The sequence below is a fragment of the Streptomyces sp. NPDC006711 genome (assembly GCF_042869775.1).
In the GTDB taxonomy this organism is placed as follows: Bacteria; Actinomycetota; Actinomycetes; order Streptomycetales; family Streptomycetaceae; genus Streptomyces.
The window spans coordinates 313,620-332,272 of sequence record NZ_JBIAGO010000007.1; the positions used below are offsets into that span (position 1 = coordinate 313,620).

The 18,653-nt window shown below is 72.1% G+C and carries 14 protein-coding genes; 4 read left to right on the forward strand and 10 right to left on the reverse strand.

Going from position 1 to position 18,653, the window contains the following annotated elements:
• Positions 1-112 precede the first annotated feature (112 nt).
• Genes ACFYM2_RS17700 through rsmH form a run of 10 tightly spaced genes read right to left on the reverse strand, consistent with a single transcriptional unit; the run spans position 113 to position 12,471 of the window.
• Complete coding sequence (locus ACFYM2_RS17700; RefSeq protein WP_358995304.1) at positions 113-925, reverse strand: FtsQ-type POTRA domain-containing protein; 813 nt, start codon at positions 923-925, stop codon at positions 113-115.
• Positions 926-948: 23 nt separating this feature from the next.
• Complete coding sequence (gene murG / locus ACFYM2_RS17705) at positions 949-2,034, reverse strand: undecaprenyldiphospho-muramoylpentapeptide beta-N-acetylglucosaminyltransferase (protein ID WP_358995307.1); 1,086 nt, start codon at positions 2,032-2,034, stop codon at positions 949-951.
• 6 nt (positions 2,035-2,040) lie between these two features.
• A complete protein-coding gene (gene ftsW / locus ACFYM2_RS17710) occupies positions 2,041-3,426 on the reverse strand; it encodes a putative lipid II flippase FtsW (protein WP_358995310.1) in 1,386 nt (461 codons plus the stop codon).
• Between the two features lie 59 nt (positions 3,427-3,485).
• Positions 3,486-4,925: a UDP-N-acetylmuramoyl-L-alanine--D-glutamate ligase gene (gene murD, locus ACFYM2_RS17715; RefSeq protein WP_350229817.1), complete on the reverse strand. Its 1,440-nt coding sequence runs from the start codon at positions 4,923-4,925 to the stop codon at positions 3,486-3,488.
• Positions 4,907-5,977, reverse strand: a complete 1,071-nt coding sequence (gene mraY / locus ACFYM2_RS17720; RefSeq protein WP_358995314.1) for a phospho-N-acetylmuramoyl-pentapeptide-transferase — start codon at positions 5,975-5,977, stop codon at positions 4,907-4,909. The genes murD and mraY overlap by 19 nt, the downstream gene beginning before the upstream one ends.
• Positions 5,974-7,395, reverse strand: a complete 1,422-nt coding sequence (gene murF, locus ACFYM2_RS17725; protein ID WP_358995316.1) for a UDP-N-acetylmuramoyl-tripeptide--D-alanyl-D-alanine ligase — start codon at positions 7,393-7,395, stop codon at positions 5,974-5,976. The genes mraY and murF overlap by 4 nt, the downstream gene beginning before the upstream one ends.
• A gap of 4 nt (positions 7,396-7,399) precedes the next feature.
• Positions 7,400-9,067, reverse strand: a complete 1,668-nt coding sequence (locus tag ACFYM2_RS17730; protein ID WP_388457184.1) for a UDP-N-acetylmuramoyl-L-alanyl-D-glutamate--2,6-diaminopimelate ligase — start codon at positions 9,065-9,067, stop codon at positions 7,400-7,402.
• 14 nt (positions 9,068-9,081) lie between these two features.
• Positions 9,082-11,010, reverse strand: a complete 1,929-nt coding sequence (locus ACFYM2_RS17735; RefSeq protein ID WP_388457182.1) for a peptidoglycan D,D-transpeptidase FtsI family protein — start codon at positions 11,008-11,010, stop codon at positions 9,082-9,084.
• 4 nt (positions 11,011-11,014) lie between these two features.
• Positions 11,015-11,524: a hypothetical protein gene (locus ACFYM2_RS17740; protein ID WP_388457180.1), complete on the reverse strand. Its 510-nt coding sequence runs from the start codon at positions 11,522-11,524 to the stop codon at positions 11,015-11,017.
• Positions 11,521-12,471, reverse strand: a complete 951-nt coding sequence (gene rsmH / locus ACFYM2_RS17745; RefSeq protein ID WP_388837106.1) for a 16S rRNA (cytosine(1402)-N(4))-methyltransferase RsmH — start codon at positions 12,469-12,471, stop codon at positions 11,521-11,523. The genes ACFYM2_RS17740 and rsmH overlap by 4 nt, the downstream gene beginning before the upstream one ends.
• Positions 12,472-12,888: 417 nt before the next feature.
• Between rsmH and ACFYM2_RS17750 the strand changes: the two genes are divergently transcribed.
• The 4 genes from ACFYM2_RS17750 to ACFYM2_RS17765 all read left to right on the forward strand — a co-directional run bounded on the left by ACFYM2_RS17750 (position 12,889) and on the right by ACFYM2_RS17765 (position 18,517).
• Entirely contained in the window at positions 12,889-13,455 is a 567-nt protein-coding gene (locus ACFYM2_RS17750; protein WP_358995331.1) for a carbonic anhydrase, read from the forward strand.
• 231 nt (positions 13,456-13,686) lie between these two features.
• On the forward strand, positions 13,687-14,712 hold the full coding sequence (locus tag ACFYM2_RS17755) for an AAA family ATPase (RefSeq protein WP_388837109.1): 1,026 nt from the start codon (positions 13,687-13,689) through the stop codon (positions 14,710-14,712).
• A complete protein-coding gene (locus tag ACFYM2_RS17760; protein WP_358995337.1) occupies positions 14,712-16,097 on the forward strand; it encodes a DUF58 domain-containing protein in 1,386 nt (461 codons plus the stop codon). The genes ACFYM2_RS17755 and ACFYM2_RS17760 overlap by 1 nt, the downstream gene beginning before the upstream one ends.
• Positions 16,094-18,517, forward strand: coding sequence for a transglutaminaseTgpA domain-containing protein (locus ACFYM2_RS17765; RefSeq protein ID WP_388837112.1), 2,424 nt, complete (start codon positions 16,094-16,096; stop codon positions 18,515-18,517). The genes ACFYM2_RS17760 and ACFYM2_RS17765 overlap by 4 nt, the downstream gene beginning before the upstream one ends.
• The last annotated feature ends 136 nt before the right edge of the window (positions 18,518-18,653 follow it).

Genomic DNA, 18,653 nt, shown 5'->3' on the forward strand with positions numbered 1-18,653 from the left:
TCGACAAGTGGCGCACGTTCAACGAACACGCCGAACCTCCCGTTTTTCTTTTCACCCTATGTGATCACCCGTGTCGCTGACCAACCAGGGTGCTGGCCAGCGCATATGTCCGTCAACTACCTGATACCGCCGGGGCGGTGGGGGCGCTCACATCGAAGTGGACCGACTTGGGGCGGGCTTTCATCAACGCACTGAGGGTACGTCCCTTCAGCTCACCCTCCTCCTCACTTCCCCACAGAACGCTCCGGCCGCCGGTCAGCTCAAGGGTGACGGAATCGTAGGAGGAAACGCGCACCGAGCGGGTCTCCTTGGCGACGTCGGGCGGGAGTTCACCCGTGACGCGCACGGCTTCCAGGACGAGCCGGTCGGTGCCGAAACGGCGCACGCTCGGGGACTGCGAGACCGTCAGTTCGAGCTGGGCGATGCCCGCGGGGGGCTGCGCGACCGTGGCGAAACGCACACCTTTCGCGTCCACTTCGTCGAACTTCGCCCCCTTCTTCATGACCAGGACGGGGCGGCGTTCGCTCACATGGAGAGCGATGGTGTGCGGCCATGACCGGGTGACCTCGACGGTGTCGACGCGCGGCAGCTTCTGCCGCAATCGCGCCTCGATCGCGCCCGTGTCGACGGAGATCAGCGGCGAGCCGACCGGTACCGCGGCGACCGTTTCGACCTCACTGGGCGTCAGAACCCGGGTACCGGTGGTCTTCACCTGCTCCACGCGCAGCCAGCTCGATCCGTACAGGACCCAGACCAGTCCCGCTCCGGACAGGAGGAGGACGACGGTGAGCACGAGCAGTCCGCGCCGGCGGGGCAGCCGGAGCCGACCGCCGCGCCGGGGACGGGGGCCGGGCCGGCTGGACTTCGCCGGCTTCGCCTTCGCGCTCGGTCCGCCACCGCGCTGAGCGGTCGTCCCTCCGGCCACGGTCCCTGCCTTCCGTCAGTTGGTCAACGTCCCGCGATGGCCTCGTACACCATCTGCACGAGGAGCTGGTCCGCGTCGCGCCGCCCGAACTCGGCGGCGGAGCGCGACATCTCGTACAGCCGGTGCGGGTCGGCGAGCACCGGCAGGACGTTTCCCTGCACCCACTCGGGCGTGAGTTCGGCGTCGTCGACCAGGAGGCCGCCGCCGGCCTTGACCACCGGCTGGGCGTTCAGCCGCTGTTCGCCGTTGCCGATGGGCAACGGTACGTAGGCGGCGGGCAGCCCGACGGCGGAGAGTTCGGCGACGGTCATCGCGCCCGCGCGGCAGAGCATCATGTCGGCCGCGGCGTACGCGAGGTCCATCCGGTCCACGTACGGTACCGGGACGTAGGGCGGCATCCCGGGCATGTGCTCGACACGCGGCAGTTCGTTCTTCGGGCCGACCGCGTGCAGGATCTGGATGCCGGAGCGCTGGAGCACCGGGGCGACCTGCTGGATGACCTCGTTCAGGCGCCGGGCGCCCTGGGAGCCGCCCGAGACGAGCAGCGTCGGCAGGCCGGGGTCGAGGCCGAACGCGGCGCGCGCCTCGGGGCGGACCCGGGCGCGGTCGAGGGTGGCGATCGAGTAGCGCAGCGGGATGCCGATGTAGCGGGAGTTGCGCAACTTGCTGTCCGGGGTCGCGACGGCCACCCCTGCCGCGTACCGCGAGCCGATCTTGTTGGCAAGGCCCGGCCGCGCGTTGGCCTCGTGGACCACGATCGGCACCCCGAGCCGCTTGGCCGCCAGGTAGCCGGGCAGCGCCACGTAGCCGCCGAAGCCGACCACGCAGTCGGCCTTGGTGCGCTCCAGGATCTGCTCGGCGGCCTTGATGGTGCCGCGCAGCCGTCCGGGGACGGTGATCAGTTCGGGGGTGGGCCTGCGGGGCAGCGGGACGGCCGGGATGAGCGCGAGCTCATAGCCGCGTTCGGGCACGAGCCGGGTCTCCAGACCCTTCTCCGTGCCCAGTGCCGTGATCCCCACGGTGGGGTCCTGCCTGCGCAGGGCATCCGCGAGGGCGAGCGCGGGCTCGATGTGGCCGGCGGTCCCCCCACCGGCGAGTACGACATGCACCGAAATTCACCGCTCTCCGGACGGACGCTTCTTGACGCGCCGTCTCATCGACTTCCAACTCACCCGAGGCTGCCGCATGGCAAGCGCCGCCCGCGCCGCGGGGTCGTCCCGCGCGAACGCGATCAGCAGCCCCACGGCGAACATGGTCGGCAGCAGCGCGGACCCTCCGTAGGAGAACAGCGGGAGCGGGACACCGGCGATCGGCAGCAGGCCGAGCACCGCACCGATGTTGATCACGGCCTGGGCCACGATCCAGGTGGTCACACCTCCCGCGGCGTACCTCACGAAGGGGTCCTCCGTGCGTCCGGCCACGCGGATACCCGCATAGCCTAGAGCCGCGAAGAGGGCGACGACCGACAGCGTCCCCGCCAGACCCAGTTCCTCACCGGTGACGGCGAAGATGAAGTCGGTGTGGGGCTCGGGGAGTTGGCCCCATTTCTCCACACTTGCCCCGAGGCCCGATCCGAACCAGCCGCCCGAGGCGAGCGCGTAGATTCCGTGCACCGCCTGCCAGCACTGGTCCTGCGGCCCCGGGTCGGTGGCGCCGATGCAGTTGAGCCGGCCCATCCGGTGCGGGCTGATCTTGATGAACAGGGCGGCGAGCGTGCCCGCGACGGCCAGCACGCCGGCGAAGAGGCGGGTGGGGGCGCCGGCCAGCCACAGCAGCCCGAACAGGATCGCGGTCAGGATGATCGTGGTGCCCATGTCACCGCCGAGCATGATCAGTCCGAGCAGCAGGAAGGTGACCGGGACCAGCGGCACCAGCATGTGCTTCCACTCGGTGAGCAGCCGCTTGTCCTGCTTGCGCGAGAGCAGGTCGGCGCCCCACAGGAGCAGCGCGAGCTTGGCGAACTCGCTGGGCTGGAGCTGGAAGGGGCCGCCCAGATAGATCCAGTTCTGGTTGCCGTTGACCGATTTCCCTATCCCGGGCACCTGCACCAGGATCAGCAGGAAGACCGTGCCGGCCAGTATCGGATAGGCCAGCGCCCGGTGGAGCTTGGCGGGCATCCGGGCCGCGGCGATCATCAGGGCGCCGCCGATGAGGGCGGCGAGGAACTGCTTGCGGAAGAAGTACGAGCCCGGCAGCGACAGTTCGAGCGCCTTGATCATGGACGCGGAGTAGACCATGACGAGGCCGAGCACGGTGATGAGCAGGGCGCTGCCGAGGATCAGGTAGTACGCCGTCAGGGGCCGGTCCCAGGCCCTCCTGGCCTGCTCCACGAGGCGCCTGGGGCCTCGGGGGCCCGGGCGCCGGGGAGCGCCGGCGCCTTTGCGGGCGGCCGGCCTGCGCACGGGGTTCGCGGTGCGGCTGCGCAGGAGGAGCCCGGCGCGGGCGGGCAGCCCGCGCGCGCCCGCGCCCTCCTCGAAGCCGCCAAGAACATCGGCCGCCATGTGTGCTGTCCCCTCCGGTCGTGCCCGGCGCCGGCCGGTCCGTGGAACGGGTGGTCCGGCTAGGCGCGCCCTGCGGTGAGCTCGGCGACCGCTTCCGCGAAGGCCTCGCCGCGCTTGTTGTAGTTCGCGAACATGTCCATCGAGGCGCAGGCCGGGGCCAACAGGACGGTGTCCCCGGGCCGGGCGAGCGCCGCCGCCTCGCGCACCGCCGCCGACATCGCCCCAGTGTCGGTCCGGCCGAGGTCGACCACCGGGACCTCGGGCGCGTGTCGCGCCAGGGCTTCGGCGATCAGGTGGCGCTCGGCGCCGATCAGGACGACACCGCGCAGCCGCTTGGCCGAGCGCTGGACCAGCTCGTCGAAGGAGGCACCCTTGGCCAGTCCCCCGGCGATCCACACGATCGGGTCGTAGGAGGCCAAGGAGGCCTCGGCGGCATGGGTGTTGGTGGCCTTGGAGTCGTCGATGTAGGCGACCTCGGCGACGTCGGCGACGTGCTCGATGCGGTGCGCGTCGGGACGGAAGGCGCGCAGGCCGTCGCGTACCGCCTTGGGTTCGACGCCGAAGGCGCGCGCGAGGGCCGCCGCCGCCAGCGCGTTGGCGATGTTGTGCGGGGCCGGCGGGTTGACGTCGGCGACCTCGGCGAGCTCCTGGGCGTTCTTCTGCCGGTTGTGCACGAAGGCCCGGTCGACCAGGATGCCGTCGACCACGCCGAGCTGGGAGGGGCCGGGGGTGGCGAGGGTGAAGCCGATCGCGCGGCAGCCCTCCTCCACGTCGGCCTCGCGCACCAGGTGTTCGGTGGCCTTGTCCTCGGCGTTGTAGACGCAGGCCACCGTGTTGCCCTCGTAGATACGGCCCTTGTCGGCGGCGTACGCCTCCATGGAGCCGTGCCAGTCGAGGTGGTCGGGCGCCAGGTTGAGCACGGCGGCCGAGTGGGCGCGCAGCGAGGGCGCCCAGTGCAGCTGGTAGCTGGAGAGCTCGACGGCCAGCACGTCGTACTCCTGCTCGCCGAGGACCACGTCAAGCAGTGAGACGCCGATGTTGCCGACGGCGGCGGTGCGCAGCCCGGCCGCCTCCAGGATCGAGGCCAGCATCCGGGTGGTGGTGGTCTTGCCGTTGGTGCCGGTGACCGCGAGCCAGGGGGCCGGTGTGCGGCCGTCCAGGTCGCGCAGGCGCCAGGCCAGCTCCACGTCTCCCCACACCGGCACGCCCGCCTCGGCGGCCGCGGCGAACAGCGGCTTGTCGGGCCGCCAGCCGGGCGTGGTGACGACGAGTTCGGTGCCCTCCGGCAGGGTGTCCCCGTCGCCGAGACGCACGGTGATGCCCTGCGCCTCCAACTCCGCGGCCTGGTCGCGCGAGCGCTGGTCGGCGCCCTCGTTGACGGCGGTGACGATCGCGCCGAGTCCGCTGAGGACCCGGGCCACCGGCATCCCGGAGACGCCGAGGCCGGCGACCGTCACCCGCTTGCCCTGCCAGGTGGTGCTCACTTGTCGGCTGCCCATCCCGCGTAGAAGAGTCCGAGTCCCACGATCACGCACATGCCCTGGATGATCCAGAACCGGACCACGACAAGGACTTCGGACCACCCCTTGAGTTCGAAGTGGTGCTGGAGCGGCGCCATGCGGAACACGCGCTTGCCGGTCATCTTGAACGAGCCGACCTGGATGACCACGGACATCGTGATCAGCACGAACAGGCCGCCGAGCAGCGCGATCAGGAACTCCGTGCGGGAGCAGATCGCCAGGCCCGCGAGCGCCCCGCCGAGGGCGAGCGAGCCGGTGTCGCCCATGAAGATCTTGGCGGGCGAGGTGTTCCACCACAGGAAGCCGAAGCAGGAGCCCATCAGGGCGGAGGCGACGACCGCGAGGTCGAGCGGATCGCGCACCTCGAAGCAGGCGTTGGGGTTGGTCAGGGTCAGCGCGTTGGCGCAGGACTCCTGGAACTGCCACAGGCCGATGAAGGTGTACGCGCCGAAGACCATCACGGAGGCGCCGGTGGCCAGGCCGTCCAGACCGTCCGTCAGGTTCACGCCGTTCGACATGGCCAGGATCATGAACAGCGCCCAGACCACGAAGATGACCGGGCCCACCGACCAGCCGAAGTCGTTGATGAACGACAGCTTGGTGGAGGCGGGGGTGTTGCCCCGGTGGTCGGCGAACTGGAGGGCGAGCACCGCGAAGGCGATGCCGACGATCAGCTGGCCGGCCATCTTCGCCTTGGCCCGCAGGCCGAGCGAACGCTGCTTGACGATCTTGATGTAGTCGTCGAGGAAGCCGACCATGCCCATGCCGGCGGTCAGGAAGAGCACCAGCATGCCCGAGAACGACGGCGGCTCACCGGTGATCACCTTGGTCAGCGCGTACGCGATCAGCGTGGCCAGGATGAAGGCGATGCCACCCATGGTGGGTGTGCCCTTCTTCCCGGCGTGGCCGCGCGGGCCGTCGTCACGGATGAACTGGCCGTAGCCCTTGCGGGCGAGCAGCTTGATGAGCAGCGGGGTGCCGACCAGAGTCAGGAAGAGACCGATGGCTCCGGCGAAGAGGATCTGCCTCATCGGGCGGCGACCTCACCCTCGGCGGCGCCATCGAGCAGCGCGAGGGCCACCCGTTCCAGGCCGACCGACCTGGACGCCTTCACCAGCACGACGTCTCCCGGCCGCAGTTCACTGCGCAACAGGTCGACGGCCGCCTGCGCGTCGGACACGTGCACCGACTCCTCACCCCACGAACCCTCGTTGTATGCGCCCAGTCGCAGCCAGGACGCCTCCCGGCCCCCGACCGCCACGAGCTTGCTGACGTTGAGCCGGACGGCGAGCCGTCCGACCGCGTCGTGCTCGGCGAGCGACTCGTCACCCAGCTCGGCCATCGGACCGAGCACCGCCCACGTCCTTCCCCCCTCGGCCCGTGCGGCCTGGCCCATCGCCACGAGCGCGCGCAGGGCGGCTCGCATGGACTCGGGGTTCGCGTTGTAGGCGTCGTTGACGATCGTCACACCGTCCGGACGCTCGGTGACCTCCATACGCCAGCGGGAGAGGGTGCCCGCCTCGGAGAGCGCGCGGGCGATCTCGTCTGCGGACATGCCCAGCTCATGGGCGACGGCGGCCGCGGCGAGCGCGTTCGACACGTGGTGCTCACCGTACAGGCGCAACGTCACATCACCGCACCCGGAGGGTGCCTGAAGCCTGAAGGAAGGCTGTCCGGTGGCTGTGAGCCGGACATTCTCGGCCCGTACGTCGGCGTCCGCGGCCTCGCCGAAGAGCAGCACCCGCGCCTTGGTGCGGGACGCCATGGCCCGTACCAGCGGATCGTCCGCGTTCAGGACGGCGCAGCCCGACGCGGGCAGCGACTCCACCAACTCGCCCTTGGCCAGGGCGATCTGCTCCTTGCCGCCGAACTCGCCGATGTGGGCGCTCCCGACGTTCAGGACCAGGCCGATGCTCGGCGGCGTCAGACTCGTGAGGTAGCGGATGTGGCCGATACCGCGCGCGCCCATCTCCAGGACCAGGTGCCTGGTTTCGGCCGTGGCGGTGAGCGCGGTCAGGGGCAGACCGATCTCGTTGTTGAGGGAGCCCGGCGTGAACACCGTCGGCGCGTGGCGCTGGAGCACCTGCGCGATCAGGTCCTTGGTGGACGTCTTGCCCGACGAGCCGGTGAGCGCGACGACTTCGGTGCCCAGGCGCTCCACGACGGCGCGGGCGAGCGCGCCGAGCGCGGCCTGTACGTCGTCGACGACGATCGCGGGCACGCCGACGGGACGGGCCGCGAGGACCGCGACCGCGCCCGCGTCGGTGGCGCGCCGCGCGTAGTCGTGGCCGTCGACGTTGTCACCCGCGAAGGCCACGAAGAGCGAACCGGCCGCCACCTGGCGGGAGTCGATGACGACGGGGCCGGTGACCGTGAGGGACGGATCCGGTATGTCGTGGGGCTGCCCGCCGACGATTGCGGCGATCTCGGCGAGGGAGAGGGCGATCACAGCTTCATCCCTGACTTTTCTGGATGGCGGCGCGGAGCACCAGGCGGTCGTCGAAGGGGCGTACCACTCCGTGGATGTCCTGGCCCTGTTCATGGCCCTTGCCCGCGACGAGCACGGTGTCGCCGGGTTCGGCGCGGGCCACGGCCGAGGCGATGGCGGCGGCGCGGTCCTCGAAGACCTGGACCTCGCCGCGCTCGTGGGCGGGCACCTCCGCGGCGCCCGCCAGCATCGCGGCGAGGATCGCGAGGGGGTCCTCGGAGCGGGGGTTGTCGGAGGTCAGCACGGCGGTGTCGGCCAGGCGCGCGGCGGCCGCGCCCATCGGGGCCCGCTTGGTCGTGTCGCGGTCGCCGCCGCAGCCGAGCACGATGTGCAGCTTGCCCTCGGTGACCTTGCGCAGCGAGCGCAGGACCGATTCGACGGCGTCCGTCTTGTGGGCGTAGTCGACGACGGCGAGGTAGGGCTGGCCCGCGTCGACGCGCTCCAGGCGGCCGGGCACGCCCGGTACGGCGGCCACGCCGTCGGCGGCCGTCTGCGGGTCGAGGCCCGCGACGGCGAGCGTGACGATGGCGGCGAGGGTGTTCGCCACGTTGAAGGGGCCCGGCAGCGGGGCGGTGGCCGAAATCCGCTGCCCGCCGGGAGCGACGACCGTGAAGGTGCTGCTGTCCTGGCGGACGCGGACGTCCTCGGCCCGCCAGTCGGCGTCGGGGTGGCCCTCGGCGGAGAACGTGGTGATGTCGATGCCCGCCTCCTTCACGAGCCTGCGTCCGTAGCCGTCGTCGAAGTTGACGACGCCCCGCTTGGCCCGCTGGGGGGTGAACAGCCGCGCCTTGGCCTGGAAGTAGTCCTCCATGTCGGAGTGGAATTCCATGTGCTCAGGGCTGAGGTTGTTGAAGACGGCGACGTCGAAGACGCAGCCGTCGACCCGGCCCAGCACCAGCGCGTGGCTGGAGACCTCCATGGCGACCGAGTCCACGCCGCGCTCGCGCATGACCGCGAACAGCGCCTGGAGGTCGGTGGCCTCGGGGGTGGTGCGCTCGGACTTGATGCGCTCGTCGCCGATGCGCATCTCGACCGTGCCGATCAGGCCCGTGGCGTGCCCGGCGCCGCGCAGGCCGCCCTCGACGAGGTAGGCGGTCGTGGTCTTGCCCGAGGTCCCGGTGATGCCGAGCTGGAGCAGGTCGCGGCCGGGGTGGCCGTAGATCTCGGCGGCGAGCTCGCCCATCCGGCCGCGCGGGTCGCCGGCGACCAGGACCGGCAGGCCCGTCGCCGCGGCGCGGTCGCGGCCGGCCGGGTCGGTGAGGATGGCGACGGCGCCCAGGCTCGCGGCCTGGGCCGCGAAGTCGGCGCCGTGGGTGTTGGCGCCCGGCAGCGCGGCGTAGAGGTCTCCGGGGCGTACCGCCCGGGAGTCGTGCGTGATGCCGGTGACCTCCCCCGGTCCGGGGTCGCTCGTCCCCAGGCGCTCGGCCAGCGCGCCGAGCGGGGTCGGGCGGGCCTGTTCCGGTCGGGGCGCTCCCGGGTGCTGCGCGGGGACGTCCTTCGGGGCGGTTCGGTACTGATCAGCGTGTGGCACGGCGGTGAGCGTACCGGGCGCATGGGCCGGGTCGCCAAAAGAGGGGGGCACGGCGTCCTGGGTCCCGTCCTGGTTCCCAGGGCCCTGGGTGATGGTTGTCACTGAGGCTTCCGGATTCAGTCGTTGCCGCCGAAGGTGACGGGCAGGTTGGGCGCCTGTGCTCCGCTCGGCGGGATCTGGAGGGTCTTGAGGGCGAACTCCATGACCTGCTTGTAGATGGGTCCGCAGATCTGGCCGCCGAAGTAGCTGCCCTTGGTGGGGTTCTGGATGGCGCAGTAGACGGTGATTTTGGGGTTGTCGGCGGGGGCGAAGCCCGCGAAGGAGGCGGTGTAGCCCTTGTAGGTGCCGGTCTTGGGGTCGACCCGGTTGGCGGTGCCGGTCTTGCCCGCGACCCGGTAGCCGGGGATGGCGGCCTTGGTTCCGGTGCCCTCGGCGTCGCCGACGACCGATTCGAGCATCTGGGCCAGCGTGTTGGCGGTCTTCTCGCTGACGACCCGGGTCTGCTTGGGCGCGGGCGCCGGCGTGAACCGCCCGTCGGGCCCCTTCGTGCCGCGCACCAGGGTGGGCTCCACGCGTACGCCGCCGTTGGCGATGGTCGAGTACACCGACGCCGCCTGCATCGCGTTGAGCGAGAGGCCCTGGCCGAAACGGACCGTGTACTGCTGCGAGCTGGACCACTTGCTCGCCGGGGCCAGGATGCCCGGGGTCTCGCCGGGAAAACCGAGGCCGCTGGGCGAGCCGATGCCGAACTTGCGCAGGTAGGAGTAGAGGACGTTGTCGGCCTGCGCGTCGGTCTTGCCCAGCTGTTCGACGGCGAGGATGGTGCCGATGTTGCTGGACTTGGCGAGGACGCCGTTGAGCGTCAGGTTCCAGGTGGGGTGGTCGACGTCGTCCTTGAAGAGCCGGTCGCCGCGCTGGAGCCGGTTGGGCACCACGACATGGGTCTCGGGCGTGGCGACGCCCTCCTCCAGGACGGCGGCCATGGACATGACCTTGGCGGTGGAGCCGGGCTCGAAGGCGTCCTGGAGCGCCGCGTTGCCGAGGGAGGCCGCGCTCGCCTGGCTGATGTTGTTCGGGTCGAAGCCGGGCGCGTTCGCCATGGCCAGGACCTCGCCGGTGTCGGAGCGCTGCACTATGACGTACCCGCGGTCGGCGTGGGACTCGGCGACCTGGTCGGAGATCGCCTTCTGGGCCATCCACTGGATGTCCCGGTCGATGGTCAGCTCGACGTCGGAGCCGGGCACGGCGGGGGTCTCGTGGGTGCCGGCCGTGGGCACCCGGCGGCCGCCGGACTGGGCGTAGGAGATCTTGCCGTCGGTGCCGGCCAGCTCCTTGTTGAGGGACGATTCGAGGCCGCCGCCGCCCTTGCCGTCGGCGTTGACGTACCCCAGTATCCCGGCGGCCAGGTCGCCGTTGGGGTACACCCGCTTGGTGCTGGACTCGTTGAGCACGCCGGCCAGCACGTTGGCGCCGGGGCCGCCCTTGGCGCGGTCGGTGGCCGCCTTCTCGGTGAAGACCTTCTTCAGGTCCTTGATCTGGTTCCAGACCTGCGGGGTCTGCCTGCGGGCGAGCACCACATAGCGGGTCTTCGGCGTCCTGAGCTTCTTGGCGAGCTCGGCCTGGCCCTTGCCGACCAGCGGCGCGAGCAGCGCGGCCGCCTGCTCGGGGGCGTCGGGGATCCGGGTGGCCTCGGGGGTGAAGAGGGTGGGGTCGGCGGTGATGTCGTAGGCGTCGACGCTGGTGGCGAGCGCGATACCGGCCCGGTCGGTGATCTGGCCGCGCTCGGCGGGCAGCGCGTAGCTGGCGTAGCGGTTCTTGTCGGCCTTGGCGGCGTACGCGCTGGCGTCGACGGCCTGGACCTGGAGCAGACGCACGACGAAGGCGAGCATGACCAGGGTGAGCCCGAGGCTGACCAGACGGAGCCGGGGGCGGTGGCTGGACGGCTTGAACTTCTTGGCGGCCGGCCTGCGGGCCACCGGCCGCGGGCGGGGGTGGGGGCGGGCCGGCGCGGGCACCCGGCGGCGCGGGGGTTCCTTGGGGCTCACTGCGTCACCTGCCGGGGGTCGGGGAGGGCGTGGCGGGCTTGCGGGGGCGCGCGGCCGGAGGGGGGCGGCGGGGCCGGCGCGCGGTGGCCTGGTTCTGCGCCACGGGCAGCGGGGACGGTTCGGCCGCTTCGGCGGCCGAGGGGTCACCGGCCGGGGCGGGGACGCCCTTGACGGTGCCGTCGGGGCCCAGGAAGACGGGGCTGCCGCCGGGGACCATGCCGAGGTCGCCGGCCCGGCGGGCGAGCGCGTCGGGGGCCGAGAGGTCGTCCACGTCGCGCTGGAGCGCCTGCTGTTCGTCGGTGAGGTCGGTGGTCTGCCTGCGGTACTCGCTGAGCTTGAACGAGCCTTCGTTCAGTGCCGAGTTGAGCACCAGGAGCGTGATGAGGCCGCCGCCGAGCAGCGCGACGACGAGGAGCACGAACGGGGTGCGGGCGGCGCTGTTGGCCCCCTGCGACGGCATCAGCCTGCCGAGCCGCGCGGCGGTGCCGCGCAGCTGCCTGGCCGGTTTGCTCACACGTCCTCCCTGATCCGCTGGGCCCCTCGGAGCCGGGCGGGGGCCGCGCGCCGGTTCTCGGCGACCTCCTCCTCCGTGGGCAGTTCGGCGCCGCGGGTGAGCAGCTTCAGGCGCGGCTGGTAGCGCTCGGGGACCACCGGGAGTCCGGGCGGCGCGGTGTTGACTGCGCCGGCCGCGAACACCTGCTTGACGATGCGGTCTTCCAGGGACTGGTAGGAGAGGACCACGACCCGGCCGCCCACCGCGACGGCCTCGACGGCGGCGGGGATCGCCCGTTCCACGCTGGCGAGTTCGCCGTTGACCTCGATGCGCAGGGCCTGGAAGGTGCGCTTGGCGGGGTTGCCGCCGGTGCGCTTGGCGGCCTGTGGCAGCGCGTCGCGGATCAGCTCCACCAGCCGGGCGCTGTTGGTGAACGGTTCCTTCTCGCGCTCGCGGACGATCGCCGAGACGATCCGCTTGGCCTGCTTCTCCTCGCCGTACGCCCGCAGGATCCGCACGAGTTCACCGGGCGGGTAGGTGTTGAGCACTTCGGCGGCGCTCAGTCCCACCGACTGGTCCATCCGCATGTCCAGCGGTGCGTCCTGGGCGTAGGCGAAGCCGCGATCGGCCTCGTCGAGCTGCATCGAGGAGACGCCGAGGTCGAACAGGACGCCCTGGACGCGCGGGACACCGAGCCGTTCCAGCACGTCGGGGAGCTCGTCGTAGACGGCGTGCACCAAGGTGGCGCGCTCACCGAAGGGGGCCAGACGCTCGCCGGACAGGCGCAGGGCCTCCTTGTCGCGGTCCAGGGCGATCAGGCGTACATGGGGGAACTGGGTGAGCAGGGCCTCGCTGTGGCCGCCGAGGCCGAGGGTGCAGTCGACGACGACCGCTCCCGGCTCGGTCAGGGCAGGCGCCAACATGTCCAGGCATCGCTGGAGCATCACCGGGACGTGTCGCTGGCTCAAAGCCGCCCTCTCAAGGATCCGGCACCGCCGCGCGTACGCCCCGGATCCCCGCTGCCCCGCCGACGGGGCGGACCGCTGGCGCCGGGAAAGAGGCGTCAGCCGACCGGAGGGCGGGAGGAGGCCGAGCCGTACGTGCGCCGCGCACGCGGGTAAACGTATGGTCCGGGAGGCCGTGCTTCCCGGAAGAATGGGGTCGCGCAAGGCGGGAGAGCGTGTGTCACGCCTCCCACTTCGCGCCACTTTAGTCCACTCGTCCCTTGGGTCAATCAACCCTCCAGCGCGCCGCCGGGCACTTTTTTCACTCGTCCGGGTGTGCCCCGATGAGGCCTGTGGGGTACCTCACAGATGCCCGAGTTGACGCTCTTTTTCCGGCCCCGGGACGCGACGGGGAGATCAACGGCGGCTACCGTCATATACATGTCGACTCCTGCGCACATACCGGCGGAGGCTCCTGCCCAGCGTCCGCACCTGACCGTCGAGAGCGGGGGTTCGGTGACCGACCGTCTGGTCGAGGCGAACCGCCACTACGCGGCCGCCTTCACCGACCCCGGCATGGACGCCCGCCCCGTCCTGCGGGTCGCCGTCGTGGCGTGCATGGACGCCCGGCTCGACCTGCACGCAGCCCTCGGTCTCGAACTCGGCGACTGCCACACCATCCGCAACGCGGGCGGCGTGGTCACCGACGACGTGATCCGGTCCCTCACCATCAGTCAGCGCGCGCTGGGCACCTCCAGCGTCATGCTGGTGCACCACACGGGCTGCGGCATGGAAACCCTCACCGAGGACTTCCGGCACGACCTGGAGGTGGAGGTGGGCCAGCGCCCGGCCTGGGCCGTCGAGTCGTTCCGCGACGCCGACCAGGACGTACGCCAGTCGATGCGGCGGGTGCGGACCTCTCCGTTCCTGTTGCACGTGGACGACGTCCGCGGCTTCGTCTTCGACGTGACCACGGGTCTGCTGCGGGAGATCGACCCCGCCGGCTGAGCGGTCTTCGGCGGATGAGGACCGGCCCGGAGAGGGGCCGGACGTAAATAGGGGGACAACTCACCATGAATCCCCCTCAGTTGTCCACAGGCGAGTGACACGGCGCGGCAACGGCAACAAGAATGCGGATGTGACATCGGTCCGAACCCTTCGGCCGTGGTGTCCGTATCTCGGGGTGGGCCGGGCCGTTCGCTGCGCGTCGGCCCGTAGGAAAGGGCCGAGGAGGGCCGGGTGACGACCTATGACGATCGAGCGAGCCTCAGCGATCTGACCGCCACGGCGGAGCGCGTCCGCGCGTCCGTGGAGAGCGTGATCGAGGGCAAGCCCGAGGTCGTACGGCTTTCGCTGACCGTACTGCTCGCGGAGGGCCACCTCCTGATCGAGGACGTGCCCGGCGTGGGCAAGACCATGCTGGCCAAGACCCTGGCACGGTCGATCGACTGCTCGGTGCGGCGCATCCAGTTCACGCCGGACCTGCTGCCCTCCGACATCACCGGTGTGTCGATCTTCGACCAGCAGCGGCGCGACTTCGAGTTCAAACCCGGCGCGATCTTCGCCCAGATCGTGATCGGCGACGAGATCAACCGCGCCTCGCCCAAGACCCAGTCCGCCCTCCTGGAGTCGATGGAGGAGCGGCAGGTCACCATTGACGGGCAGAGCTACGAACTGCCCAGCCCCTTCATGGTGGTGGCCACCCAGAACCCGGTGGAGATGGAGGGCACCTACCCGCTGCCCGAAGCCCAGCGCGACCGGTTCATGGCCCGCGTGTCGATGGGCTACCCCACCCCCGAGGCCGAGCTCCAGATGCTCGACGTGCACGGCTCGCTCTCGCCGCTCGACGACCTCCAGCCGGTGGCGCACGCCCACGACATCGTCAAACTGATCGACGCGGTCCGCGGCGTGCACGTCGCCGACGCGGTGCGCCGGTACGCGGTGCAGCTGGTCGGCGCGACCCGCGGCCACCCCGATCTGCGGCTCGGCGCCTCGCCCCGCGCCACGCTCCACCTGGTGCGCGCGGCCAAGGCGTCCGCCGCGCTGAGCGGCCGCGACTACGCGCTGCCCGACGACGTACAGGCGCTCGCCGTGGCCGTGCTCGCCCACCGGCTGCTGCCCACCGCGCAGGCCCAGCTGGCCCGGCGCACCGCCGAGCAGGTGGTCCTGGAGATCCTGCGGCACACGCCCGTCCCGCAGGCCGCAGGCCCGCTGCCCGGCAAAGCGCCGCACGTCCGCCAGCCGCCCGGCCCGCGGCGGCCGTGATGACGGCCGGGGCGCTCCCCGCCGAGCCCGCTGTGCCCGCCGAGTCCGCCGACGACCGGGCCGGAGGCGGCCCGTTGACGGCCCTGACCGGCCTGACCACCCGTGGCCGCTCCTTCCTCGCGGCCGGTGTCGCGGCCGCGGTCTGCGCGTTCGTCCTGGGCCAGGAGGACCTGCTGCGGGTGGGGCTCCTGCTGGCCGTGCTGCCGCTGGTCTGCACGGTGGTGCTCTACCGCACCCGCTACCGCGTGGCAGGCAGCCGCCGGCTCGATCCCGAGCGGGTCCCGGCCGGCTCCGAGGCCCGCGTCCAGCTGCGGATCGACAACGTCTCGCGGCTGCCCACCGGCCTGCTCATGCTCCAGGACCGGGTGCCCTACGTGCTCGGGCCGCGCCCGCGCTTCGTGCTCGACCGGGTCGAGGCGGGCGGCAGGCGCGAGGTCTCCTACCGGGTCCGCTCCGACCTGCGCGGCCGCTACCCGCTGGGGCCCCTGCAACTGCGGCTCAGCGACCCGTTCGGGATGTGCGAGCTGACCCGCGCCTTCAGCGCGTACGACACGCTCACCGTCATCCCGCGCACCGAACCCCTGCCACCGGTGCGCCTTTCGGGCGAGGCCTCGGGGTACGGCGACGGACGGCACCGCTCCCTCGCCCTGGCCGGCGAGGACGACGTCATTCCGCGCGGCTACCGGCACGGCGACGACCTGCGCCGGGTGCACTGGCGCTCCACCGCGCGCTACGGCGAACTGATGGTGCGCCGCGAGGAGCAGCCGCAGCGGGCCCGGTGCACCGTGCTGCTCGACACCCGTGCCATCGCGCATGTGGGCGCGGGCCCCGACTGCGCCTTCGAGTGGGCGGTCTCGGGCGCGGCCTCCGCCCTGACGCACATGCTGGAACGGGGCTTTTCCGTACGGCTCCTGACCGACACCGGCAGCTCGGTGCCCGGCGAGGGATCGGGCGGCTTCGCGGGCTCGGGCCAGGACTCGTCGGAGGCGGCCGGCCTGCTGATGGACACCCTCGCCGTCGTCGACCACTCCGACGGCGGCGGCCTCTCGCCCGCCTACGACGTGCTGCGCCGAGGCAACGAAGGGCTCCTCGTCGCCTTCTTCGGCGACCTCGACGAGGAGCAGGCGGCGATCGCGGCGAAGATGCGGCGGCGCAGCGGGGCGGCGGTCGCCTTCGTGCTCGACAGCGAGCTGTGGGCGCCCGGCGCCCAGGAACACGGACCCGTCGATGAGCGCCTGCGGCTGCTGCGCGAGGCGGGGTGGACCGCGCTCCCGGTGCGGCCCGGCGCGCTGCTCGCGGACCTGTGGCGCCTGGCGGGCCAGGAACGTACCCATGCGAAGGCGGCGCCCGGTGGCGCGGCCGGCCCGGCGGGGGGATGGTCATGAGCGGGCGCGGACGGCTGGCGCTGTGCGCCTACGCGGCCACGGTCCTTTCGGCGTGCTCCATGCTGCCGCTGGTGGACCCGGCCGTCTGGCTCGTCCAGGCCGCCTTCCTGCTGGCGATCGTCAGCGCGGTCGGCGCGCTGGCCCGGCGCGTGCCGCTGGCCCGGCCGCTCACCGTGCTCGCCCAGGCCGTCATGGCCCTGGTGACGCTGACCGTGGTGTTCGCCCGCCGGCAGGCGATCGGCGGGATACTGCCGGGCCCCGACGTCTTCGTCCAGCTCAACTCCCTGCTCCAGCAAGGGAGTTCGGACGTCGGGCAGTACGCGATCCCGGCTCCCGCGACACCGGGCATCCGGCTGATGATGGTCGGCGGGGTGCTGATCATCGGGCTCTGCGTGGACGCGCTCGCGGTGACGTTCCGCAGCGCCGCGCCGGCGGGTCTTCCGCTGCTCGCCCTGTACTCGGTGGCCGCGGGGCTCTCCGGGGGCGGCGCGAGCTGGCTCTGGTTCGTGCTCGCGGCCGCCGGCTATCTGCTGCTCCTGCTCGCCGAGGGACGCGACCGGCTCGCACGGTGGGGGCGGGTCTTCAGCGGCGCGGCGCGCCCGCCTGGCCGGGCCCAGCAGGGCATGTTCGAGAACACGGCGCCGCTCGCCCCGGTCCGTACGGGACGGCGCATCGGGGCGCTCGCGCTCGGCATCGCGCTGGTGATCCCGGCGATGCTGCCGGCGCTGGACGGCGGACTGCTCAGCGGCGGCGACGGCCAGGGCGGTGACGGGGCCGGCGGGACCATCTCCGCGGTGAACCCGCTGGTGTCGTTGCAGAACAGCCTGAACCAGCCCGAGGACCGCGAGGTCCTGCGGTACAACACCAACTCCCAGGACAGCGACGAGATGTATCTGCGGATCGTCGCGCTCGACGAGTTCGACGGAGCGTCCTGGAGGTCTTCCGAGCGGCACATCACGGACGTGCCCGATCCGTTGCCGCCGCCGGACGGGCTGAGCTCCGCGGTCGGCACGACCGAAGTCCAGACCAGCGTCTCGGCCGCCGGCTGGTACGCGCAGAGCTGGCTGCCGATGCCCTTCCCCGCGACCCAGGTGAAGATCAAGGGCGACTGGCGGTTCGAGCCGGTGGGCCGCACCCTGGTGGGCGACCGCAAGCAGACGACCCGGGGCGCGCAGTACACGGTCGCCAGTCTTCTGGTGCGGCCGACCGCGACGCAGCTGGCCCAGGCGCCCACGCCGCCCTTGGCCCTGCTCGATGAGTACACGCGCGTCCCGGACTCGCTGCCCTCGGTGGTCGGCGCCACCGCGCGGCGGGTCACCTCGGGCGCGGCCAACAACTACGAGAAGGCCGTCAAGCTCCAGGACTGGTTCTCCACCAGCGGCGGCTTCACCTACAACACGCATGTCGCGTCGGGCAGCGGTACCGAGGCGATCGCCAACTTCCTCAAGGAGAAGGAGGGGTTCTGCGTCCACTTCTCCTTCGCGATGGCCGCGATGGCGCGCACGCTTGGGATTCCCGCCCGGGTCGCGGTCGGCTTCACTCCCGGTGAACCGCGCTCGGACGGCACGATGTCGGTGGGCCTGCGCGACGCGCACGCCTGGCCCGAGCTGTACTTCCAGGGCGTGGGCTGGACGCGTTTCGAGCCGACGCCCACGCGGGGCAGCGCCCCGGACTACACCCGGAGCCAGGCTCCTGCGGACAGCCCGAGCAATCCGGCCCGGCCGGCCAGGAGCCCTTCCGCCGAGCCGTCGGCGGCGCCGTCCGTCGCCGACTCCTGTCCGCCCGGTGCGCGGCGCCTCGGGGACTGCGGTGCCACCGCGGCGGCGGGTGTCGCGGGCCCCACGGACAGCGGGCCCTCGGCTCCGGCCCTGATCGGTACGGTCCTGGGCGTGGCCGCGCTGCTCGTCCTGCCGCTGCTGCCGCTGCTGTGGCGCGGGCGGGTGCGGGCCCGCAGGCTCGGCTCCGGGGGCCGCACCCCAGCCGACGCCGTGGCCCGTACGCTGGCGGCCTGGCAGGAGATCACCGACACGGCCTGGGACTACGGCATCCTGCCCGACGATTCGCTGACGCCCCGCAAGGCGGCGGTACGGGTCATTCTGCTGGGCCATCTGGACGGCGCGGCGGCGGCGTCCGTCCACCGGGCGGCGGGGGCGGTCGAGCGTGTGCTGTACGCCCCCGATCCGCAGCCGACCCCCGGGCTCGTGGACGACGTGACCCGCGTGCGGGTGGCCCTGCGCGAACAGGCGTCCCGGCTCGGGACCCTCCGGGCCGTCCTGGCCCCGCGCTCAGCCGTCCGGGTGATCTGGTCGGCGTCGCGCCACTGGACCCGGCTGAGCACGACCCTGTCCCACCACGCGGCCCGGCTACGACCGACCCCGACCCTCCGCTGGCCCCGATCGCGCAGTTCCCCGCGCCCCTGACAGGGCTGGTGCTGGCCCGCATGCGCCCCCTCGGCCCCGCCGGGGACCCCTTTCGGGTGCGGGCCGCGCGTGGCTGAGCGCGCAGTTCCCCGCGCCCCTGACGGGATCCGCGCTGGCCCATGTGCACATACCCAGC

Excerpts from the sequence above, each read along its gene's own strand:
- ftsW (WP_358995310.1), bottom strand. The coding sequence starts at position 3,426 with ATGGCGGCCGATGTTCTTGGCGGCTTCGAGGAGGGCGCGGGCGCGCGC.
- murD (WP_350229817.1), bottom strand. The coding sequence starts at position 4,925 with ATGGGCAGCCGACAAGTGAGCACCACCTGGCAGGGCAAGCGGGTGACG.
- mraY (WP_358995314.1), bottom strand. The coding sequence starts at position 5,977 with ATGAGGCAGATCCTCTTCGCCGGAGCCATCGGTCTCTTCCTGACTCTG.
- ACFYM2_RS17750 (WP_358995331.1), top strand. The coding sequence starts at position 12,889 with ATGTCGACTCCTGCGCACATACCGGCGGAGGCTCCTGCCCAGCGTCCG.
- ACFYM2_RS17760 (WP_358995337.1), top strand. The coding sequence starts at position 14,712 with ATGACGGCCGGGGCGCTCCCCGCCGAGCCCGCTGTGCCCGCCGAGTCC.
- ACFYM2_RS17765 (WP_388837112.1), top strand. The coding sequence starts at position 16,094 with ATGAGCGGGCGCGGACGGCTGGCGCTGTGCGCCTACGCGGCCACGGTC.